The sequence below is a fragment of the Bacilliculturomica massiliensis genome, assembly GCF_900605495.1.
Taxonomy (GTDB): domain Bacteria; phylum Bacillota; class Clostridia; order Peptostreptococcales; family Anaerovoracaceae; genus Bacilliculturomica; species Bacilliculturomica massiliensis.
Genome location: NZ_LR027603.1, coordinates 1,864,362 through 1,882,694, shown reverse-complemented (window position 1 = coordinate 1,882,694; position 18,333 = coordinate 1,864,362). Strand labels below are relative to the sequence as shown.

Annotated in this window: 13 protein-coding genes and 3 tRNA genes; 14 read left to right on the top strand and 2 right to left on the bottom strand. The window is 51.8% G+C overall.

Annotated features, from left to right (window positions below):
- Position 1: 1 nt before the first annotated feature.
- The 3 genes from hpdC to E0E37_RS17660 are packed head-to-tail and all read left to right on the top strand — an operon-like array spanning position 2 to position 2,053.
- Complete coding sequence (gene hpdC, locus E0E37_RS17670) at positions 2–265, top strand: 4-hydroxyphenylacetate decarboxylase small subunit (RefSeq protein ID WP_130864291.1); 264 nt, start codon at positions 2–4, stop codon at positions 263–265.
- Positions 252–1,193 (top strand): 4-hydroxyphenylacetate decarboxylase activase, encoded by a 942-nt coding sequence (hpdA, locus tag E0E37_RS17665; protein WP_130864290.1) that lies wholly within the window; start codon positions 252–254, stop codon positions 1,191–1,193. The genes hpdC and hpdA overlap by 14 nt, the downstream gene beginning before the upstream one ends.
- 20 nt (positions 1,194–1,213) lie before the next feature.
- Positions 1,214–2,053 (top strand): MurR/RpiR family transcriptional regulator, encoded by an 840-nt coding sequence (locus E0E37_RS17660; protein WP_130864289.1) that lies wholly within the window; start codon positions 1,214–1,216, stop codon positions 2,051–2,053.
- A gap of 234 nt (positions 2,054–2,287) precedes the next feature.
- Here E0E37_RS17660 and E0E37_RS17655 read toward each other — a convergent pair whose 3' ends face one another.
- The gene (locus E0E37_RS17655; protein ID WP_130864288.1) at positions 2,288–3,259 is read right to left on the bottom strand and encodes a helix-turn-helix transcriptional regulator; all 972 of its coding nucleotides are present in this window, start codon (positions 3,257–3,259) and stop codon (positions 2,288–2,290) included.
- A 130-nt stretch (positions 3,260–3,389) separates the two neighbouring features.
- Between E0E37_RS17655 and E0E37_RS17650 the strand changes: the two genes are divergently transcribed.
- Positions 3,390–4,037, top strand: a complete 648-nt coding sequence (locus E0E37_RS17650) for a type 1 glutamine amidotransferase family protein (RefSeq protein ID WP_130864287.1) — start codon at positions 3,390–3,392, stop codon at positions 4,035–4,037.
- Positions 4,038–4,083: 46 nt separating this feature from the next.
- Here the strand turns inward: E0E37_RS17650 and E0E37_RS17645 are convergent, their stop codons facing one another.
- The gene (locus E0E37_RS17645; protein ID WP_165445437.1) at positions 4,084–4,743 is read right to left on the bottom strand and encodes a GntR family transcriptional regulator; all 660 of its coding nucleotides are present in this window, start codon (positions 4,741–4,743) and stop codon (positions 4,084–4,086) included.
- A 773-nt stretch (positions 4,744–5,516) separates the two neighbouring features.
- On the opposite strand from E0E37_RS17645, the gene E0E37_RS17640 reads away from it, so the two are divergent.
- The 10 genes from E0E37_RS17640 (at position 5,517) to E0E37_RS17595 (ending at position 18,325) form a co-directional block, all read left to right on the top strand.
- Complete coding sequence (locus E0E37_RS17640; protein WP_130864531.1) at positions 5,517–7,466, top strand: FAD-dependent oxidoreductase; 1,950 nt, start codon at positions 5,517–5,519, stop codon at positions 7,464–7,466.
- Complete coding sequence (locus tag E0E37_RS17635) at positions 7,459–7,737, top strand: 4Fe-4S dicluster domain-containing protein (protein WP_130864285.1); 279 nt, start codon at positions 7,459–7,461, stop codon at positions 7,735–7,737. The genes E0E37_RS17640 and E0E37_RS17635 overlap by 8 nt, the downstream gene beginning before the upstream one ends.
- A gap of 362 nt (positions 7,738–8,099) precedes the next feature.
- Positions 8,100–8,174 (top strand) — tRNA-Asn (locus tag E0E37_RS17630).
- 62 nt (positions 8,175–8,236) lie between these two features.
- Positions 8,237–8,325: transfer RNA gene (locus E0E37_RS17625), tRNA-Leu, on the top strand.
- A 32-nt stretch (positions 8,326–8,357) separates the two neighbouring features.
- Positions 8,358–8,433: transfer RNA gene (locus E0E37_RS17620), tRNA-Met, on the top strand.
- A 241-nt stretch (positions 8,434–8,674) separates the two neighbouring features.
- Entirely contained in the window at positions 8,675–9,019 is a 345-nt protein-coding gene (locus E0E37_RS17615; protein WP_130864284.1) for a helix-turn-helix domain-containing protein, read from the top strand.
- A gap of 7 nt (positions 9,020–9,026) precedes the next feature.
- Positions 9,027–9,566 carry an RNA polymerase sigma factor gene (locus E0E37_RS17610; protein ID WP_130864283.1) on the top strand — a complete coding sequence of 180 codons (540 nt, stop codon included), beginning with the start codon at positions 9,027–9,029 and terminating at the stop codon, positions 9,564–9,566.
- Positions 9,538–10,320 carry a DUF4367 domain-containing protein gene (locus E0E37_RS17605; protein ID WP_130864282.1) on the top strand — a complete coding sequence of 261 codons (783 nt, stop codon included), beginning with the start codon at positions 9,538–9,540 and terminating at the stop codon, positions 10,318–10,320. The genes E0E37_RS17610 and E0E37_RS17605 overlap by 29 nt, the downstream gene beginning before the upstream one ends.
- Positions 10,321–10,393: 73 nt before the next feature.
- On the top strand, positions 10,394–10,837 hold the full coding sequence (locus E0E37_RS17600; RefSeq protein WP_130864281.1) for a hypothetical protein: 444 nt from the start codon (positions 10,394–10,396) through the stop codon (positions 10,835–10,837).
- A 327-nt stretch (positions 10,838–11,164) separates the two neighbouring features.
- Positions 11,165–18,325 carry an RHS repeat-associated core domain-containing protein gene (locus E0E37_RS17595; RefSeq protein ID WP_130864280.1) on the top strand — a complete coding sequence of 2,387 codons (7,161 nt, stop codon included), beginning with the start codon at positions 11,165–11,167 and terminating at the stop codon, positions 18,323–18,325.
- Positions 18,326–18,333: the final 8 nt, after the last annotated feature.

Here is an 18,333-nt window from a genome sequence, read left to right as displayed (position 1 = left end):
GATGGAAAAATACAGACACTGCGACTGCAGAAATTATGAGAACGTGGATGTGACCAAGGGCGTGTGCCTGCTGGACGAGGGCTTTGTCCCCTTCGACGGGACTGCCTGCCCCAGATACGAGAGAAAGCCTAAGTGCGGATTCTGCAGGCACTACGCGGAAGGCGCGGAAGAGGGAACGGGCGTCTGCTCAGGGCTTTCTGACGGTGAGCACTGGATCTCTGCAGAGATGATCGCCGTCACCTGCGAGGGATATGAAGACCGATAAAGGCGGGCTCATCTTTGACATTCAGGGCTTCTCGGTCCACGACGGGCCGGGAAGCCGCACCACGGTGTTCCTGAGCGGCTGCCCTCTCCGCTGCCGGTGGTGCGCCAACCCAGAGGGGAGAGAGCTGCGCCGTCAGCTCCTCTTCTCCGCCCAGAAATGTCTCTGTGAGAAATCGGGCTGCCAGCGGTGCGCGACGGCCTGCCCCAGAGGGGCGATCACCGTTTCCGGAGGAATGCCGAAGCGGGATGCGTCCATGTGCAAAGGATGCGGCAGCTTTGAGTGCGCCAGGGCGTGTTATCACGAGGCGCTGCGGCTCTCAGGCCGATGGTACGAAGCGGAGGAACTGATGCAGGTCCTGAGACGGGACCGCCAGTTCTGGTCCGCGGGCGGGGTGACCTTCTCCGGCGGCGACCCGCTGTTTCAGAAGGATTTCCTGCTCGACGTGCTGAAACGCTGCAGAAAGGAAGCCATCCACACGGCCATCGAGACGGCGGGCTATGCGGAAACGGCAGACTTTCTGGAGGTCATGTCCTACATCGATCTGGCCTTTGTGGATATCAAGCACATGGACAGCGGCCTGCATAAAAGAGAGACAGGAGTGGGAAACGAACGGATCTTGCAGAATATCTCCCGTCTGAGCACTTCCCCCTGGAATGGAAGATTAATCTTGCGTATTCCGGTCATTGAGGGGTATAATGACGGTGCGGAGCATATCAGAGAAGTGATTCGGTTCATGAAGATGAACGGGTTGTTCGAGATCAATATTTTGCCGTTTCACCGTATGGGGACGACGAAATGGACGCAGCTGGGACTGGAATACCCCTACGGTCGCCAGCCGCCTGGGAGTGAACAAAAGCTGAAGGAGATTCAGCAGCTTTTTCTGTTTTGCGATATCGCCTGTTATATAGGGAGTGAAGTTGTCTACTGACAAGAAGGACGGGATCGCTTATGGAGCTGACAACAAGGATCAAGAACGCAAATTTATCTCAGAAAGAAAGGCTGGTCGTTCAGCACATCACCAAGGAAATCGACAAGACAGCTTTTCTCAGCGGCGTACAGCTGGCGGAGGAGTGCGGCGTCTCGGCGCCGTTTATCACCAGACTGGTGCGGAAGCTGGGCTACGAGCGATTTACAGAGTTTAAGGATCAGTTGGAGGAGCTTTATAAGAAGACCACTTCTCCCTACGATATGTTTCAGAGTTTTCTCACCGAAGGAGAGATGACAGAGGTCATCCAGACCTCCGTCATTCAGGATATGGCAAACTTGTCCAATATGGAGAAGCTGCTGAATCCCAGCGTGCTGGAGTCCGTGGTGGACGTGGTGGACAAATGCGGCACAGTCTACATGGCAGCCATGTTCGCCAGCGAGATCGCCGTGCGGGCGCTGGGACACTACCTGTGGCGGCTGGGGAAACCCAGCGTGGAGCTGCTGGGAGTGGGCCTGTCAAAGAAGATGGAATTCAGTGAGATCGGGGAGAACGATGTATTTATCGCCTTCAGCAGTCAGCGCGTGCTGCGGGAGGTGGTGGAGGCCGTGTCCTTTGCAAAAAAACAGGGAGCCGCCACGGTGGCTGTCACGGACAATTCCGCCAACCCCCTGGCCTGCGCCTGCGACTACGTGCTGGTGGCGCCCGTCAAGGGAGTTGCGGTGGACTATACCCACGTGGCCACTCTGGCCATGGTCAACCTGATCGCCAACTGTCTGGCGAAGAAGAGCCCCGAGGCCGTCGCCGCTTCTCTGGAGCGGGAGGTGGAGAAGTGCAGCAGCCGGAACCTGTTCTGCCTGTAGGGCGGGAACGGGCCTGCGGCTGCAGGGCGGATGCCGGCGGCGGATCGGATCCAGATCTGCTGCAGACCGGGCTGGGGTTTGGAAACAAAAGCTGATCAGCATTTGAGATGATCGGCTCCTTTTATCGAACCGGTACGGTCAGCCGCGCAGACAAGCGACGATGATGCAGAACAGAAGAAGACGGGACGCCGATCGCCCCGTCTTTTTTTCTTGTTATCATAGGATTTTGCTTCACTAAGGCTCTGTTCTTCCGTCCTGTTCACACCCTTCGCTGTGGTTTTCGTATACGGCAGCCAGATCATGTATTCTGCGCTTCATTTCTGCGCGGACATGCGCCGGCTCTAAACACTGGCATTTATCTCCAAAACTCAAAAGAATATCGTAGCAGTACTCATTTTCTATGAAAGGAAACCAGACGATGTAATGCTGGTCCCCGTCTGGAAAAACGTGTTCGAACGTGCAGAAATCAAGGACTCTGTCCAAGATCGATCCATGGATGCGAAGCTTGATCTTTGTCTGCATTGCTGCCAAAAGATCGGTAAAATCCAGCTCCGGTTTTAAATAGTCCCGCGGTGTAAAAGATTCCTTCTGCATCTGCAGATTTGACATGCGGGATAGTCTGAATAAGCGAAAATCATTTCTCTTATGGCAATACCCGCGCAGATACCAATGACTGTTTTTTAATACAAGCTGATACGGCTCCGCTGTCCGCGCGGTCTTAATTCCGTGATGGGCCGTATATTCAAATGAAAGCAGCCTGCTTTCCTCCAGCGCTGTTTTGATCATTTCTAAATATGGCTGCATGTTTTCGTTGCCCATCCATGGACTCAAATCTATGCATACCTGATTTGTTTTCAGTTCGATGTCTTTCGCTCTGTCGGCGGGGATGAGACTCTTGACTTTCGCAAGAGCATGTACCAGCTCATCTCCCTGTGTCGTGTTGGAAAGACAGGAAAGCCCGGCAAGGAGAGCGGAAAGCTCGCCGGCGGAAAAAACCTTTCTGTCGAGCTTATAGTTCTGCATGATTTCAAATCCGCCGCCCGCGCCCGAAGTCCCGCGAACAGGAATACCCGCCATGCTGATCGTCTCGATGTCACGGTAGATGGTACGGGGTGAAACTTCAAACATATCTGCCAGCTCCTGCGCGCCGATACGCTTTTTATCCAGGAGTATGAGGATAATGCTGAGAAGCCTGTCAACTTTCATCTGATCGCCGCCTTCCGAAATATTTCATTATCGATTGCTGCCATACAGGTGTCAGCAATGACAACGTATAATGTTCACAGAGCAAAATAAAACAGACCGATCAATCTGCTTATCAAAATGGAGGGAATTTATGTATAAGGTGTATGTTTACGTTCTTGACACGTTAGCCGACTGGGAGCTGGGGTATGTGACTGCGGAGCTGAATTCCGGCCGATTTTTCAAAAGAGACGCGCCGCATGTAACGCTCAAAACGGTCAGTCTTTCAAAGGAACCAGTTCGAACCATGGGCGGGCTGACGATCGTGCCAGACTGCATCATCGATGATATGGCTGTGAGTGAAACCAGCATGCTGCTGCTGCCGGGCGCAGATACATGGAACGACCCAAAGCATGGCGCAGTCATCGAAAAAGCGGGCGAATTTCTCTCTTCGGGGGCTTCGGTGTGCGCGATCTGCGGGGCCACCGTAGCGCTTGCCAACTTCGGGCTGCTGGATCAGCGCCCGCATACCAGCAATGGCCCGGGATTCCTTGAGATGTTTTCTCCCAGTTATAAAGGACAAAGCTTTTATATAGACAAGCCTTCTGTGGCAGACGGCAGCCTGATCACTGCCAGCTCTGTGGGGGCCTTGCTGTGGGCGAAGCAAATGATAGAACGTTTAGGCGTTTTTCGATCGGACACATTGGAATCCTGGTATCGCTATTTCAGTACCGGCGACCCTGAACATTTCTTTGCTCTCATGCAGACCCTGCCCTCTGGAAATGGACTGGAGACCCCATGAAAAGAAATGGAAAGACAGCGGTCAGTGTTTTTTGAAGAAAATCAGCCTATTTCTGTTTTGATCCCTGTTCCGTCAGCTGCCGTTCGAGAGAGCCTACGGCGTCCAGAAAATGGGAGGCAAGGAGACGCTGGGCTTCGAGACAGTCGCCGCTCCGGTAGGTGTCCAGGATCTGCTGATGCTGGGCCAGGGCGTGGGCGCGGGTGGATTCTGAGTTTTGATGGTAGATCTGGATGTGCATGTCCCAGAGTACGCTGTGTTCGTCGTAAGCCCTTATCAGCCTGGAGTTTCCGCAGTATTCAAAGAAGGTACGGTGAAACTGCTTGTCGTAAGTCAGGTATCTGGGCGTTTCCAGATATTCTTTTTGTTTGCCGATGACGTGTTCCAGGCGGCGGATGACCTTGTCCTGGTTGTGCCTTGAGACCGTCAGGCCCAGGGCGTCGCGGCTGAGCAGGGCGATGATCTCGTTGACCTCCAGAGCCATCTTGATATCGAAGGGGATAACACGGGCGCCGCCGTTGGATATGTCCTCCAGTATGCCGTCCAGGTACAGCCGGTTGATGGCGTCGCGCACGGGCGTGGAGCTGACGCCAAACTTTGTCTGAAGCCCGCGGTTAGTCAGTTTTTCGCCGAAACCGATCTTCTGCGTGAGGATATCCGATTTGATCGCTTCGTAGATCTGTTCGCTGAGGTTTTTTTTATTTATCAAATTCATCTACTCCATTAAAATCCGCTGCGCCGCCGTCGCTGACGACCGGCTTTTCAGGCATGCCGCAAGTGGTACGACGCCGTTCCTGGTTTTCTTAAATTCTAATGGCTGTGGGAGGGAATGTCAATGATGCGAGTCTGTTTCCAAGAATCTGCCTGCCGGCCGAAGCGATTTTTTTCTTTTTTCACCGAAATCGTGTTCTAAAAGAAAAAAAGGAAAGGTCTATAAGCGGAAAAACGAAAAAACGGCATACCCATATGGGCAATTTTTTCTTTTTGCATTGAAATGAAGCGGGAAAAGAAAAAAATAATGTATTATTTTTGCTAAAAATCAAATTTAAAGGGTGCGCTTTTCGTTTTTGTGTATAAAAAAGTATGCAAAAAGAAAAAATCGTCTCTATTTAGAAATAAATCCTAGTAAAACCTCTGATAAGCCGGCTGATTTTTTCTTTTTGTGTCGTTAAAAGATCAAAAAAGAAAAAAGTGGCCGTACACTTTAGGGAACAGAATGACGCATCTGCAAAATAACATTCAGATTCCTTTTGAATGGGCTCGAATCGCCAGTATTGCACAAAGATTCTGATAGTAACGTTGACAAGACATGGCACGGGTGGTAGTATGATGATGAAGGAAAAGTGATGCATCACGCATCGAATAATATGCTGAATAAGCTTGGAATCAGCGCGATGCGGAACAAATAAGCGAGATCGGATCGGATCGAATGGAAAACGCGCTATGCGGGTGCAGGAGAGGAGGAAAGAGAGGGTGACGATTATGAGTCAGTACGACTGGCCTTACAAAGATGAGTTTGGAGCGGTGGAGACGATGGAGTCCGAGGTGCTGGTCCTGGGAGGCGGCATTGCAGGCTGTTACGCTGCAATCGCGGCAGCGCGGAGGGGGAAGAGCGTTACGCTGGTCGAAAAGGGAGCCATCGTCCGCAGCGGGTCCGCGGGCAGCGGCTTCGATCACTGGGAGGTGGCCTGCACGAATCCCTGCTCCCAGGTGACGCCCAAGGAGATCGCCGAAGCGTACATAGAGGAGCAGGACCATTACAGCAATGGCATTGCGCATTACATTGAATGCCGGGAGGGATACGACCGTCTATTGGACATGGAAGCCTTCGGCGGCAAGGTGCGGGACACGGAAGGAGAATTTAAGGGCGCTGAGTTTCGGGACGACGACACAGGTTTTCTGTTTGCCTACGATTATAAAAACAAGTTTTTCATGAGAGTGTGGGGATCTACCTTCAAGCCGGCGCTGTACAGGGAGCTGAAGCGGCTGAAGGTTCGTCTTGTGGAGCGCACGGAGGCCACGGCCCTGCTGACGGCATGGGTGAACGGCAAAAAGCGGGGCGTGGGCGCGGTGGGCATGAACGTCCGTACGGGAAAGCTCTGCGTATTGAAAGCGAAGGCCACCATCATGACCATGTCCCGGCCGGCCCGGGTCTGGCTGTTCAACCCGGACCTAGTGGGTCTCTGTGAATTCCGGCCGCCCCAGAGCATCGGCAGCGGCCACGCTATGGGATACCGGGCAGGGCTGGAGTTTACGATGATGGAAAAATCTGTGCGCGGCGAGTTTTCCGCGGCGGGCCGCAGCTTTCCGCCCTACGGCGCGGGCAACAATCACAATACCTGGTACGCGGCGACCATGGTGGACGCCCGGGGCGTGGAGATCCCTTATGTGGACCGGGACGGAAACGTGCTGAAGACCGTATCGGAGCGATATCAGCCGGCGTCCGGACAGAAATTCTTCCTGAAGGGAGGCGTCATCGACGAGGCGAAGTACGACTGGCGCGGTCCTGAGACTATGGAGTTTGACGAGCTGATGAAGCGGGGCTATCAGCTGCCCTTTTACGCGGATCTGAGCAAAATGCCCGAGATGGAGCGAAAGGTGATCTGGGGTCTGATGGTGGGCGAGGAGGGGAAGACGAAGATCCCCATCCTGCAGAATTATACGGAACGCGGCTTCGATCCGGAGAAACACATGCTGCAGAGCTACGGTTCCGGCTGGCAGTCCGCCAGCTTTCTGGATCAGGAGCGTCAGCTCTTCGGAGCGCCCGGAGGCATCTTCCACGACTGGGATCTGAAGACTAACATTGATGGCATTTACGCCGCCGGCGATCAGCTCTTCGCTGCGGACTGCTGCGGCTTCGCGGCTTCCACCGGCTATTACGCCGGGCGGAAGGCCTGCGATTACGCGGATACCGTGCAGCTGACCGAGCCGGACCGCGAAGAGATTCAGCGGGAGCGGAACCGGCTGTACGCGCCGATCTATAATAAGGAAGGAATGGGATGGAAGGAGCTGAACATGGCGATCTCCAAGGCCATGCAGAATTACTGCGGCGGCGTGAAGTGCGACGATCTGCTGCAGGAGGGGCTGAACCTGCTGGACAGCTACAGTGAGGAGATCGTACCTCAGCTCAGCTGCCGCAATCCTCACGATCTCATGCGGACTCACGAAGTGCTGGATATACTGGAGGTCTCCAAGATGATCCTGAACGCCTGTCTGCTGCGGAAATCCAGCTCGAAGCCGCTCTGCTTCCAGCGCAGCGATTACCCGGAGACAGATCCGCAGCGGGACGATCACTTTATTACGATCCGTCAGGAGGAGGGCCGCGTGATCCGTGGCGACGTTCCTCACGGTTATTACGGCGATGTGGAGGAAGGCTATCTGGAGCACAATCGTGACTATGTACAAAACGAAGGAGGCCGGGGAAATGAATGAGAAAAATAGACTGACCGCGGCCGTGGTGCCCTGCAGCGCGCAGCCGCTGCTGTTTGACGAAACGCTCTGCGCGGGGTGCAACCGCTGCGTGGAAGTGTGTCAGGTGGATATCATGATCCCCAACCCGGAAAAGGGCCGGCCGCCTGTGGTTCTGTACCCCGGAGAATGCTATTACTGCGGCAGCTGCGTAATGGAATGTCCGGTGGATCGGGCGCTGCGGCTCCAGCACCCGCTGATGAACCGGGCCAAGTTCGTGCCGGCAAGGGGGTAAGGGAAGAACGAATTCGATTTCCGAAGGAAACCTTTTTATGAAAGAGGCGGTCTGGATCATGATGAGCTTTGATCCGGACCGCGTTTCTGGTATAATAACCTTTACAGGCTTATGGTACGATTTTGTGCGCGGCAGAGACCGTGCAAGAATGGTATCTTGGACGTCTGAGGCCGATCTGGTGTGATCATAACAGCGACACAATTTTATTTAACTTTCATGTATAATTGTGTGGAAACTGCATATGATAGAGAGGTCACAAGGGGCATGTAAGAAATATTGAGAAAAACTGAAATATTGTTCTTGACATACAGTTGTGATGTGATGTATAATTAGTTTTGTTGTGAGAGATCGTGTTCAAATGTTCCAAGGTAGCTCAATGGTGGAGCACTCGGCTGTTAACCGATAGGCTGTGGGTTCGAGCCCCACCCTTGGAGCCAAACTAGAGGAACCGGATACGGGGCCTGTTCAGCAAGGGCGGTCCCGCTTCGGAGCCGACCAGGCCGGAATGGCGGAATTGGCAGACGCACAGGACTTAAAATCCTGCGATCCTTACCGATCGTACCGGTTCGACCCCGGTTTCCGGCACCAATCAACTAAATACATTGCGATGTATCTGATATCGCGGGATGGAGCAGCTGGTAGCTCGTCGGGCTCATAACCCGAAGGTCGTAGGTTCAAATCCTGCTCCCGCAACCAAAAATTTCCTAAAAGCCTTGAAAGCTGTTGCTTTCAAGGCTTTTGATTTTTTTGTTTTAAAGTTTAGAACGGGCGATGAAAGGATAAAGCAGGGAGGATTTGACTTGACCGTTTTAGGAGAGCGTTCCTGTTCAGTTCTAATACTCATACTAAAAATACAAATTGCTCATCATATCGAAGTATAATGATATAACATATAATAGTATTAGACGTAAAAATATAGGAAATAGGGAGGATATAAATGTTTAACAGCGGAAAAATTGGATATTTGCTGAAAGAATTAATGGTGGAAAATTGTTTTTCCATCAATGAATTGGCGACAAAATCAGATGTATCGGCAAATACAATAAAGTCGATTTTATATCATCCCAATGAATATTGCCCTACAATAGAAACTCTAAATAAATTATGCAATGGATTTGGAATGACACTCTCTGATTTTTTTCTGAAAATTGAAACTGGCAATAAAAATGCTGCTCCAGAGTTAGATGAACGTGTCAAACGTATTTTAGGCAGGATAGAGCGACAGGATCTAAATAAGTTAATTGATGTTTTTGAGAACTTGATGAAGAAGCAGCAAGGGTAAAGATTCAATGAAAAAATTTAATTCTGAGGATTGGTTCGAGGGTCTGATGCAGAATTACTGGAACTTAGTCGTAAATAATACTCGCAAATATCTGGATGACGAGGGTCTCATAGAAGAAACCGTGAATGATGTTTTTTTGACTCTGCTAAATTGTCAGGATGTTTTACAGAAAATTGACGAGAATGATATGATTAAATTTGTAATGACTGTTTCAAGGAATAAAGCGATAGATTATTTGCGTAAACAAAACCAAAATTCAAATGTGACCTACGTAGATCCTGATGAATTTGAACGATATATTACAGAAGAATTTGATATTGTCGAGGCCATTGGCGAAGTGAAAATTGGAGCGCACGTTGATGTTTGGTTAGAAGTTTTAGATCAAGCAGATCAGGATATCCTATGGATGACGTATCAGATTGGATATGATGTTGATGGTATTGCAAAAATTTATGGGTTAAAAAAAGAAACAGTCAGGAAACGTCTATATCGGGCCAAAAAGCATCTAAGGGAAGTCATTGAAAAGAAAGGGAACGCCGGGGTATAAGATGGTTGACAAGCGCGAAGAAGGATACAAAAAAGCTGTAGAAGAGAAGGCAGAGGCCAATCTGCGGTATATTGCCGCTGTTATTGATGAAAACCTGGAAAAACAAGCTGCTGATGAACTGGAAGAAGCCCGGCATATGGTGCTGCCGGATCGTTTGAATTCACGACTGAAAAAAACGAAAGAAAGTCTGCTGTTTGAATCCAAAAGGAGACGGAGAAAAAGGCGTATTATAAAAATCGTGAAAATCAGTATTCTGCTGCTTGCAGCGGTGACTGTTGTTTCTTTTATTACAATACCAGAAGTTCAAGCGATCAGAGAAAGAATTTACAGATTTTTTGTTGAAGAAGAGGGTGAAGATTACGCAGTCATCAATTTTAATGATGTGAATGCAGATCAAGTGCTTCCTGATGAGTGGAAGAGGTATTATTATCCTGAATGGCTCCCGGAAGGAACTGCACTAATTTCTGCTAAAAAAGTTGGAAATGAATACAGACTGGCTTTTTCTGATGGAAAACAAACGATATATTTCAATCAAAAAGAAGTAAATGATAAAGAAATGCCAATGCTCGTAGATATGGAGTTTACAGAGACGGGCGTACTGGATCATGATGGAGACGACATAACCTGGTATGCTTTCGAAGGTTGTTTTCAGTTATACTGGAGGAATGAGAACAGCACGTTTTACATAAAAACAGATGGAAGTTTATCAGAAGCGGAAAAAATAGCAGAAAATATTCATCTGATGCAAAAATAATTTTTTGTTTTTGTCCCATTTCAACCTGTGTTTTACGTTATATATAGTAGTGAAGCGAAAGGAGGGCAAACGGATGAAAAAAATTGCTATAATCTTCACTTGTTTCATCATGCTTTTATCAAGTGGACTTACGTGTTCGGCTATGGAGGGGCCGATCGATAGTCCGGCGAGTGTATCAGGGGATGGAATCAGCCCCAGATGGACTGCCATTGCGAGTATTTCGCCGCAGTATTATCTGGAATCGGGGAAGCTTCATGCGTATCTAATCGTCACACCGTATAAGAACGGAACGATCGATTATGTTAAGGTAGTCGTACATATTCGGGACGTTAATGATAATTCGGTGAAAAAATGGAGTCAGACTTTGTATGCAGATGGAATGGGGGATTTTGTGTTTGGTGAAACCTATACTCCCAGCAGACGGGGGGAATATTACATGTCCGCAAGCATAGAAGCCTATAAAAATGGCACTGTGATCGACACTGCTGCATATGACAGCCCAAATGTAACCTTTTAAATGTAAATCAATTTTTAAGCCGCCGCCGGTAGTTTTTACCGGCGGCTTTTTCTTTTTGCCCGGTGTCTGGGGCTGAAGGATCATACTTTTTTGAAAACAATTATAAAAAAATTCTGAAATCGTGTCCCGTTTGAATGGATGAATTACGTTATATATAACAAAGGGATAGAAAAGGAGGAGATCAGGGCTGAGGGGGGGAAACCTTTACTTTATCAAAGAGGATCGGGAGGGAACGCTTACGGTTGTTTGAAGTGGAAAGGGTGTGATGTGTGTACATGCCGGCGGTCTTACCAAATTTCTTAGTGCAGATGAGGAAGGAGGATTCTCATGAATGATCTGAAAAAAAGAGGAAGACGATTACTTTCTGTTCTTCTGACCATTGCCATGATCTTAACAATGATTCCTGTCACCGTGTTTGCGGCGGGAGACGGAGAATCAGACAATCCGAACATCGACAAGGAAGGACGTTTCAAGTATTTCCGCGCGTTCAACGCCGACGGGAGCTGGACGCCGATCTCATACTATAATGAAAACCATGAAAATCTGATCCAGCGTATCGTCAATCCCAGCGTGGGCGGGAGGATGATGCTGGAATTCAGCTTGTCCCATACCCAGCAGGCGGCCATATCGCTGTACCGGATCAACCCCGATCAGTACATTGATCCGGTCGAGGATAAGATGATTCCCAATCCAATGGACATGATGTTCAGCAAAAATCCGGATGAAACGGAGCCGTTTCTGGGCGAACGTCTGGGATATTTGTACGCAGCGCCTGTGCGGGACAATATCCAGGGCTGGGATACGGATCATCCGATATCAAACCCGCTGAACGGCGACGAACTGGTGGAGACGGTCGGGAAGGTAAAGGAACAGGACTTCCAGACTATGAACGGCAGCACCACCTTCATCGGCTACACCGGAAAGACGATGGAGGAGGTCCGCACACTGATGAGACAGCGGAACCTCCTTCCGGAGCCTGAGCCGGAGGAAGAGAGCGCCGCGCCGACGACGGAGCCGGAGGAGGAAGCCGCTGTGCCGGGAGAGCCGGCCGGAGAACCCGAAGAGACTCACGCGGAACCATCAGTCGAAGCGACCGAACCGGAGACGCCGTCAGAGCCGGAGGAACCGGCCGCAGAGCAGGGAGAAACGGTGGGTATGAGGTTCGTCTCGCTTCTTGGAAGTCTCAGCGTCGACGGAAATGAGCCGGAGCTGTCTTCTGATGAAAATACGCCGGAAGAACCAGAAGCCTCGTCCGGGCCTGCCATTGAGGAGGAAACCGTGACGGAACCTGCCATTACAGAACGCACAGAAGAGGGTCTGCCGCCGGAGCCGGACGAAGAGGGGGCGACACCGGGTGCGACTGAGCCAGCCATCGAACCGACGGAGCCGGTCATCGAAGAACCGGAGGCGATGACGCAGGCTGAATACGAAGCCATGCTGCAGGTGCTGGAAGAGACCGAGCCGGGTTCGGAAGCATTCATCCACAATCTGCTTCTGTGGGACGGCAGATATACAGATAAAGACGGAAATAAGCATACGATCAGCGAAACCGACGTCTATGTGCTGGTCATTGAACCGGTGGACGAGAGAAACCGGGCCTACAACAGCTTTCTGGGAATCGCGTTCAATACGACTTGCCAGACGGACTTCTTGTCCCCCATCGATTATACGGGCCTGGCGGTCGTCAAACTGGAAGATCCGGTGGATCTGCTGACCGGAAGCTTCGAGTGGGATTACACAGACTTCGCCCTGAACGGGCGGACGAATCTGGAATTCAGCCGCCACTACGCGTCCAAGTATGCGGAAAACGACTATGGATTGGGAAAAGGGTGGACGAATAACCTGTTCTACCAGGTGCAGGAAGAAATCCTGTATGCGAAAGTGATCCTTCCCAACGGGGACGGCCTGTATTTCAGCCTGAATCAGGATGATACCTACTCGCCGCCTGCAGGTTCCTCTTTCACCTTTGAGAAAACCGGGGACGGATACGTGCTGAGCCATAAGGACGGAACGGTCTATACCTTCAATGGGAAAGGGAATCTTGTCTCCATTGTCAACGTGGACGGCGAGTCCTATGCGTACACTTACAATGGAGACCGGCTGGCCTCAGTCAGCAATGACTCCGGCAGCTTCTCCTTTACATGGAGCGGGGGCCACATCGCGGCCGTGACGGACAGTGCGGGCCGCACCGTCACCTATACCTACGACGGAGCGCATCTGGTCTCCGCGGTGAATCCGGACGGAGACGATCTGCGGTATACGTACAATGAAAAGGGCTGCATCGAGACCATAAAGGATTTCAACGGCACGGTATACATTCAGAACACCTATGACGGGGACAACCGTGTGACGGAACAGTATGTGGAGGGAAGAGGAACCTCTGTCTTTACCTACGATCCTGAAAACCGGACGAACCGCGTGGAGGGGGAAAACGGGTACGCGGTTTCCATCGTCTACGACGAGTACGGGCGGATCACGGAATACACGGACAATTACGGAACGCGGACCTACGAATACAACGAGCTTCATCAGCGGACAGCGGAAACGGACAAGAACGGAAACCGCAGGGAGTACCGTTATGACGACCGGGCTAATCTGACCGAGATCCGGCACCCGGACGGCAGTCAGGAAACGTTTGAATACAACGACCAGAATCTGCTGACCCGGTATATGGACGGAGCGGGCGGAACCGCCGGCTATACCTATGATGAAAAAGGCCGGATGACGGAGAGCACCGACGCCAACGGAGTGGTCAGAAGCTTCACCTACGACAGCAGCAATAATCTGACCTCTGTTACAGACGGAATGGGCGGGATCACCAGCTATACCTATGATACGGCAGGGAACTGCCTGACGGCCACAGATCCGCTGGGAAATGTGACGGCCTGGACCTACGACGACGCGGGACGGGTTCTGACGGAGACGCTGGCGGACGGTACTGTGACCGCCTACGAATACACCACGGCGGGCAAGCTGGTGAAGGTAACCGACCCGGCGGGCCAGATCAAGACCTATGAGGTGAACGGCAACGGCTTCACCACAGCGGAAAGCGATTTCGCCGGGAACCTCATGCACACGATTTACAACGACCAGAATCAGCCCGTCTCGGTAACAGACCGGATGGGAGCGGAGACGACCTACGGCTACGATATCCGGGGAAATCTGGTGACTGAGACCAACGCTCTGGGGCACGCTGTCCGCTATTCCTACGATTCTCAGGGAAGAATGACGGGCATGACCGACGCCCGGGGAAACAGCTGGAGCTACGGCTACGATGCAAATGACCAGCTGGTCCGCACCACAGACCCGCTGAGCGGAACCAGCTCCATGACCTATGATTCCATGGGACGGGTCAGCACCGTGGAGAATGAGCGGGGAGCGGGGACCAGATACAGCTACGACGGCGCGGGCCGGATCGCGGAGGTGAAGGACGCGCTGGGCCATTCCGTTCGGTACAGCTACGACGGAAACGGAAACGTGATCCGGGAGACAGACCGAAACGGAAACGTGACGAGCTACACCTACGATTCGGAGAACCGTCTGACTGCGGTGAAGGATCCGGAGGGAAACACGGTCCGCTATGAGTACGATGCGGCCGGCCGCCTGGTGAAGACCATCAGCGCGGAAGGAAACGCCACCGCCGCCAGCTATGACGAAGTGGGTCAGATCACAACAGACGCCGACTGCAGAGGAAACGAGACCAGTTACGAGTACGATCTTCTGGGCCGGGTGACAAAGATTACGAATGCGGACGGCACCACAACCGCTTATACTTACGATGCCAACGGGCTGCTGCTGTCCACGGTCAATGAAAACGGAGACGGCTGGAGCTACACCTACGACAAGAACGGAAATCTGCTCACCATGACCGATCCCATGGGCGGCGTGACTGGGTTTGCCTATGACGCAATCGGTCAGCTCCTGTCCACCACGGACGCTATGGGCGGCGTGACGGCCACGGAATACGACGCCAACGGAAACATCGTGAAGGAGACGGACGCCCTGGGCTATGTGACAGCATATGTGTATGACGCGCTGAACCGTCTGACCAGCCTGACGGATGCGGAAGGGCACACGACGACCCTGTCCTACGACGCGGCGCGCAATGTGACGAAGATCGTGGACGGCGACGGCAATGCCGTGACCTACAGCTACGACCTTCTGGACCGCCTGACCTCCACTACGGATGCAGAAGGGAATGTGGTCAGCTATGTGTACGACGCCAACGGGAATCTGATCCGGCTGACCGACGGAAACGGCAACGTAACGAATTATGAATACGACGGACGGAACCTGCCGGTGAAGCGGATCAATGCGGAGGGAAACGCTTCTTCTGTGGAGTACGACAAGGACGGCCGGGTGGTGAAAGTAACAGATGAAGAAGGCGCAGTCACCCACTACGGCTACGATGAAAACGGCAATGTGGTCCTTGTGACCGACGCCCTGGGAAACAGCACCTCCATGACCTACGACGCTATGGACCGGGTGACAAAGATCGTGGACGCCAAGGAGGGAACCACCACCTTTGACTACACGCCCACCGGGCTGATCTCGAAGCTGACCAATGCGGAGGGAGCCGTCATCACCTACATCTACGATAAGAACGGCAATCTCCTCAGCGAGACCAACGGCGAGGGAGAGACCACGGTCTACACCTACGACGCGCTGAACCGGATCACGGGCACGACGGATCCGGCGGGGTCGGCCCAGACCTTCACCTACGACGCGAAGGGGCAGATCACGGCGGTGACGGACGCCAAGGGCAATGTGACAAAGTATGTCTACGACGGACTGGGAAATGTGGTCAAGACCATCGACGCCAACGGAAACGAGACGGTACTGGAGTACAACGCCGGCGGCAAACTGGTGAAGAGCACGCTGCACCGGGTAGACGGCCGCCACAAGGTGGACGAGTACCAGACCACCATCTACCAGTACGACGGCAACGGCCTGGTCACAAAGGTGATCGACGCAGCCGGGAAGGAAACGCTGCACGTCTACGACGGCAACGGCAACCTGATCCAGACCACAGACGCTGACGGCTATGTGACGGAATATTCGTACAACAGCCTTGATCTGGCGACGAATATCAATTACAATGATGGCAAGCAGGTGAGCTATCATTACAACAAGGTGGGCGAACTGGTGTCCATGACGGACTGGAACGGCACGACGACCTTCGAGGTGGACCTGCTGAAGCGGATCACCAAGACGATGGATGCGAAGGGGAAGACCACCAGCTACACGTACGACGCTGTAGGAAACCAGACCGAAATTGTGTATCCGGACAGCAGCACGACGAACTACGAGTACGACCTTCTGGGCCGGATGACGAAGGTGACGGAGCCGGAGAATAAGGTGACGGAGTACCGCTACGATCTGGCGGACCGGTTGACCTCCATGCTCTATCCCAACGACTGGGAGGAATTCTACACCTACGACGCGGCTGGAAAGCTGCTGGCGGTGAACGACACGGATCCTTCCGACAAGGATCTGAAGACCATCAAGCAGAGCTACACCTATGACGCCAACGGGAACAAGCTCTCCGAGTACAAGAGAGGAAACGGAACGGGAAGCGCGAAGGAGGACGTCCACTACACCTATGACGCGCTGAACCGGGTGGTGCAGGCCCATGAGAACTACGGAAACAAGACCAGGACCTACGAGTACGACACCGCCGGGAATCTGATTTATGAGACGGGGAACAACGGCAGCCACTATGTGGATTACCAGTACAACTCCCTGAACCAGCTGGTGAGAAAGCAGGTGGATAAGGACAAGAACGTCTATACCTATGAGTACGATGGCCGGGGCAATCAGGTGAAGGAGCTGTACGGGAAGAACAAGAAGGTCACAGCAACTGGAACCTACGTCTACGACGAGACGAACAAGCTGACCCAGGGGACCAACGGAGCCGGAGAGATTTCTGTCTACACCAGAGACGGCATGGGGAATCTGGTTGGAAACGAGTGGATCGTGAGAAAGAATGCCTACGGCTACCACGGCTTCGACGACATTGAACCCTCCGTGCCCACCACGCTGAAAAACCATGAGGTGGTCAAGAAGGACTTCGTACTGGATTACACCAGCGAGCTGGCAAATGTTCTTCTGGAGACGGAAGAAGAAGGCCTGACCTACCGCTACGGCTACGGGATGAACGAACACCGGCTGTCGGTGAAGGTGAGCCCCATCGACCAGGCGGCGGGAGCCATCATGGAAAGCGGCGCGGTGAAGCTGTACTACCACACGGACTATCTGGGGACCACCGACTACCTGACCAGCGATAAGACCGGGAAGGTCACCAGCTGGACCATGTACAACGAGTGGGGAGAGATCACGCACAATGCAGTACTGAAGTGCGGCCACCGGGAGCTGGATCTGGTGAAGAACTACACGGGATATGAGTACGATTCTGTACTGGATCTGTACTATGCGAAGAACCGGATGTACGACGCGGGGAACCGGCGGTTCACGCAGATCGACCCGATCCGGGATGGAGAGAACTGGTATGCGTATGTGGGGAGTAATCCGGTGAATTATGTGGATCCGCTGGGGCTATTAAAGCGTGGCGATCAATTAAAAATAGGTGATGGAAGCAAGTGGTATGAGTTTGGTAAAGTAACTCAACAAACGAAGGATGTTGTCGATCTGCAAATTCGGCTGATTGGATTGAAGTATTTGGATATAACAAAAGTCAATTTTGGGAAGTTTGATGATGTCACTTTGGAAGCGGTTAATCGATTTAAGGATAAGGTGCTTCCCGGGGGAAATAAAGAGGATAATGTAAGAGGAATAGTGGGTGAAACAACGTGGAAAGTGCTGGGACTGTATCTGGAAAATGATATGACTAACTTTACAATGCAGGATATCCTTCAGGGGTTCTCTTATGCGCGGTTAGGGTTGACTTATTTAATAACAGATAAAAGGTCTCCATATGTCTCCCATACCTACTTAGGAACTTACTATGAAAAGCTTCTGTGCGCAGATGACACAGGGACATTGTTTAAAGTGCTTGGAACAGCAATAGAGATAGCCCAGACATGGGTCTATGACTATAACGAGATGATGAATTCCGCTGGAGCGGCAGATGTCTACACACAGTTAGGTATACTGGCGGCGTCTGGTGGGCAGGCTTTGTTTGAAGTGTTGATTGGAGGAGAGATAGGGTATCCCTCAACTGTTCCGGCATACAGTTCTCTTGCAGAGTGGGCAACTAACAAAAAGAAACAGAAACTTGTGAAACAATTTGAAAAAGTTGTTAATTCGTCGCTGGCCTTTGTAATTGACCCTAATAATTTGGACACTGATTCATACAGAGCAATTAGAAGAAGTTATATGAAGGAGGCAGCAGATTATATTCAGACGGTGGTAAATTATAGCGAGACTGAGCCGATTAAAAAAATAGAACTGAACTATCTGCTGAATGTTGTTCGTTTAAATGTTCTGCCTTCCATGAGAAATGAACTGGTAAAGGATGTATTAAAGTAAAAAAGTTC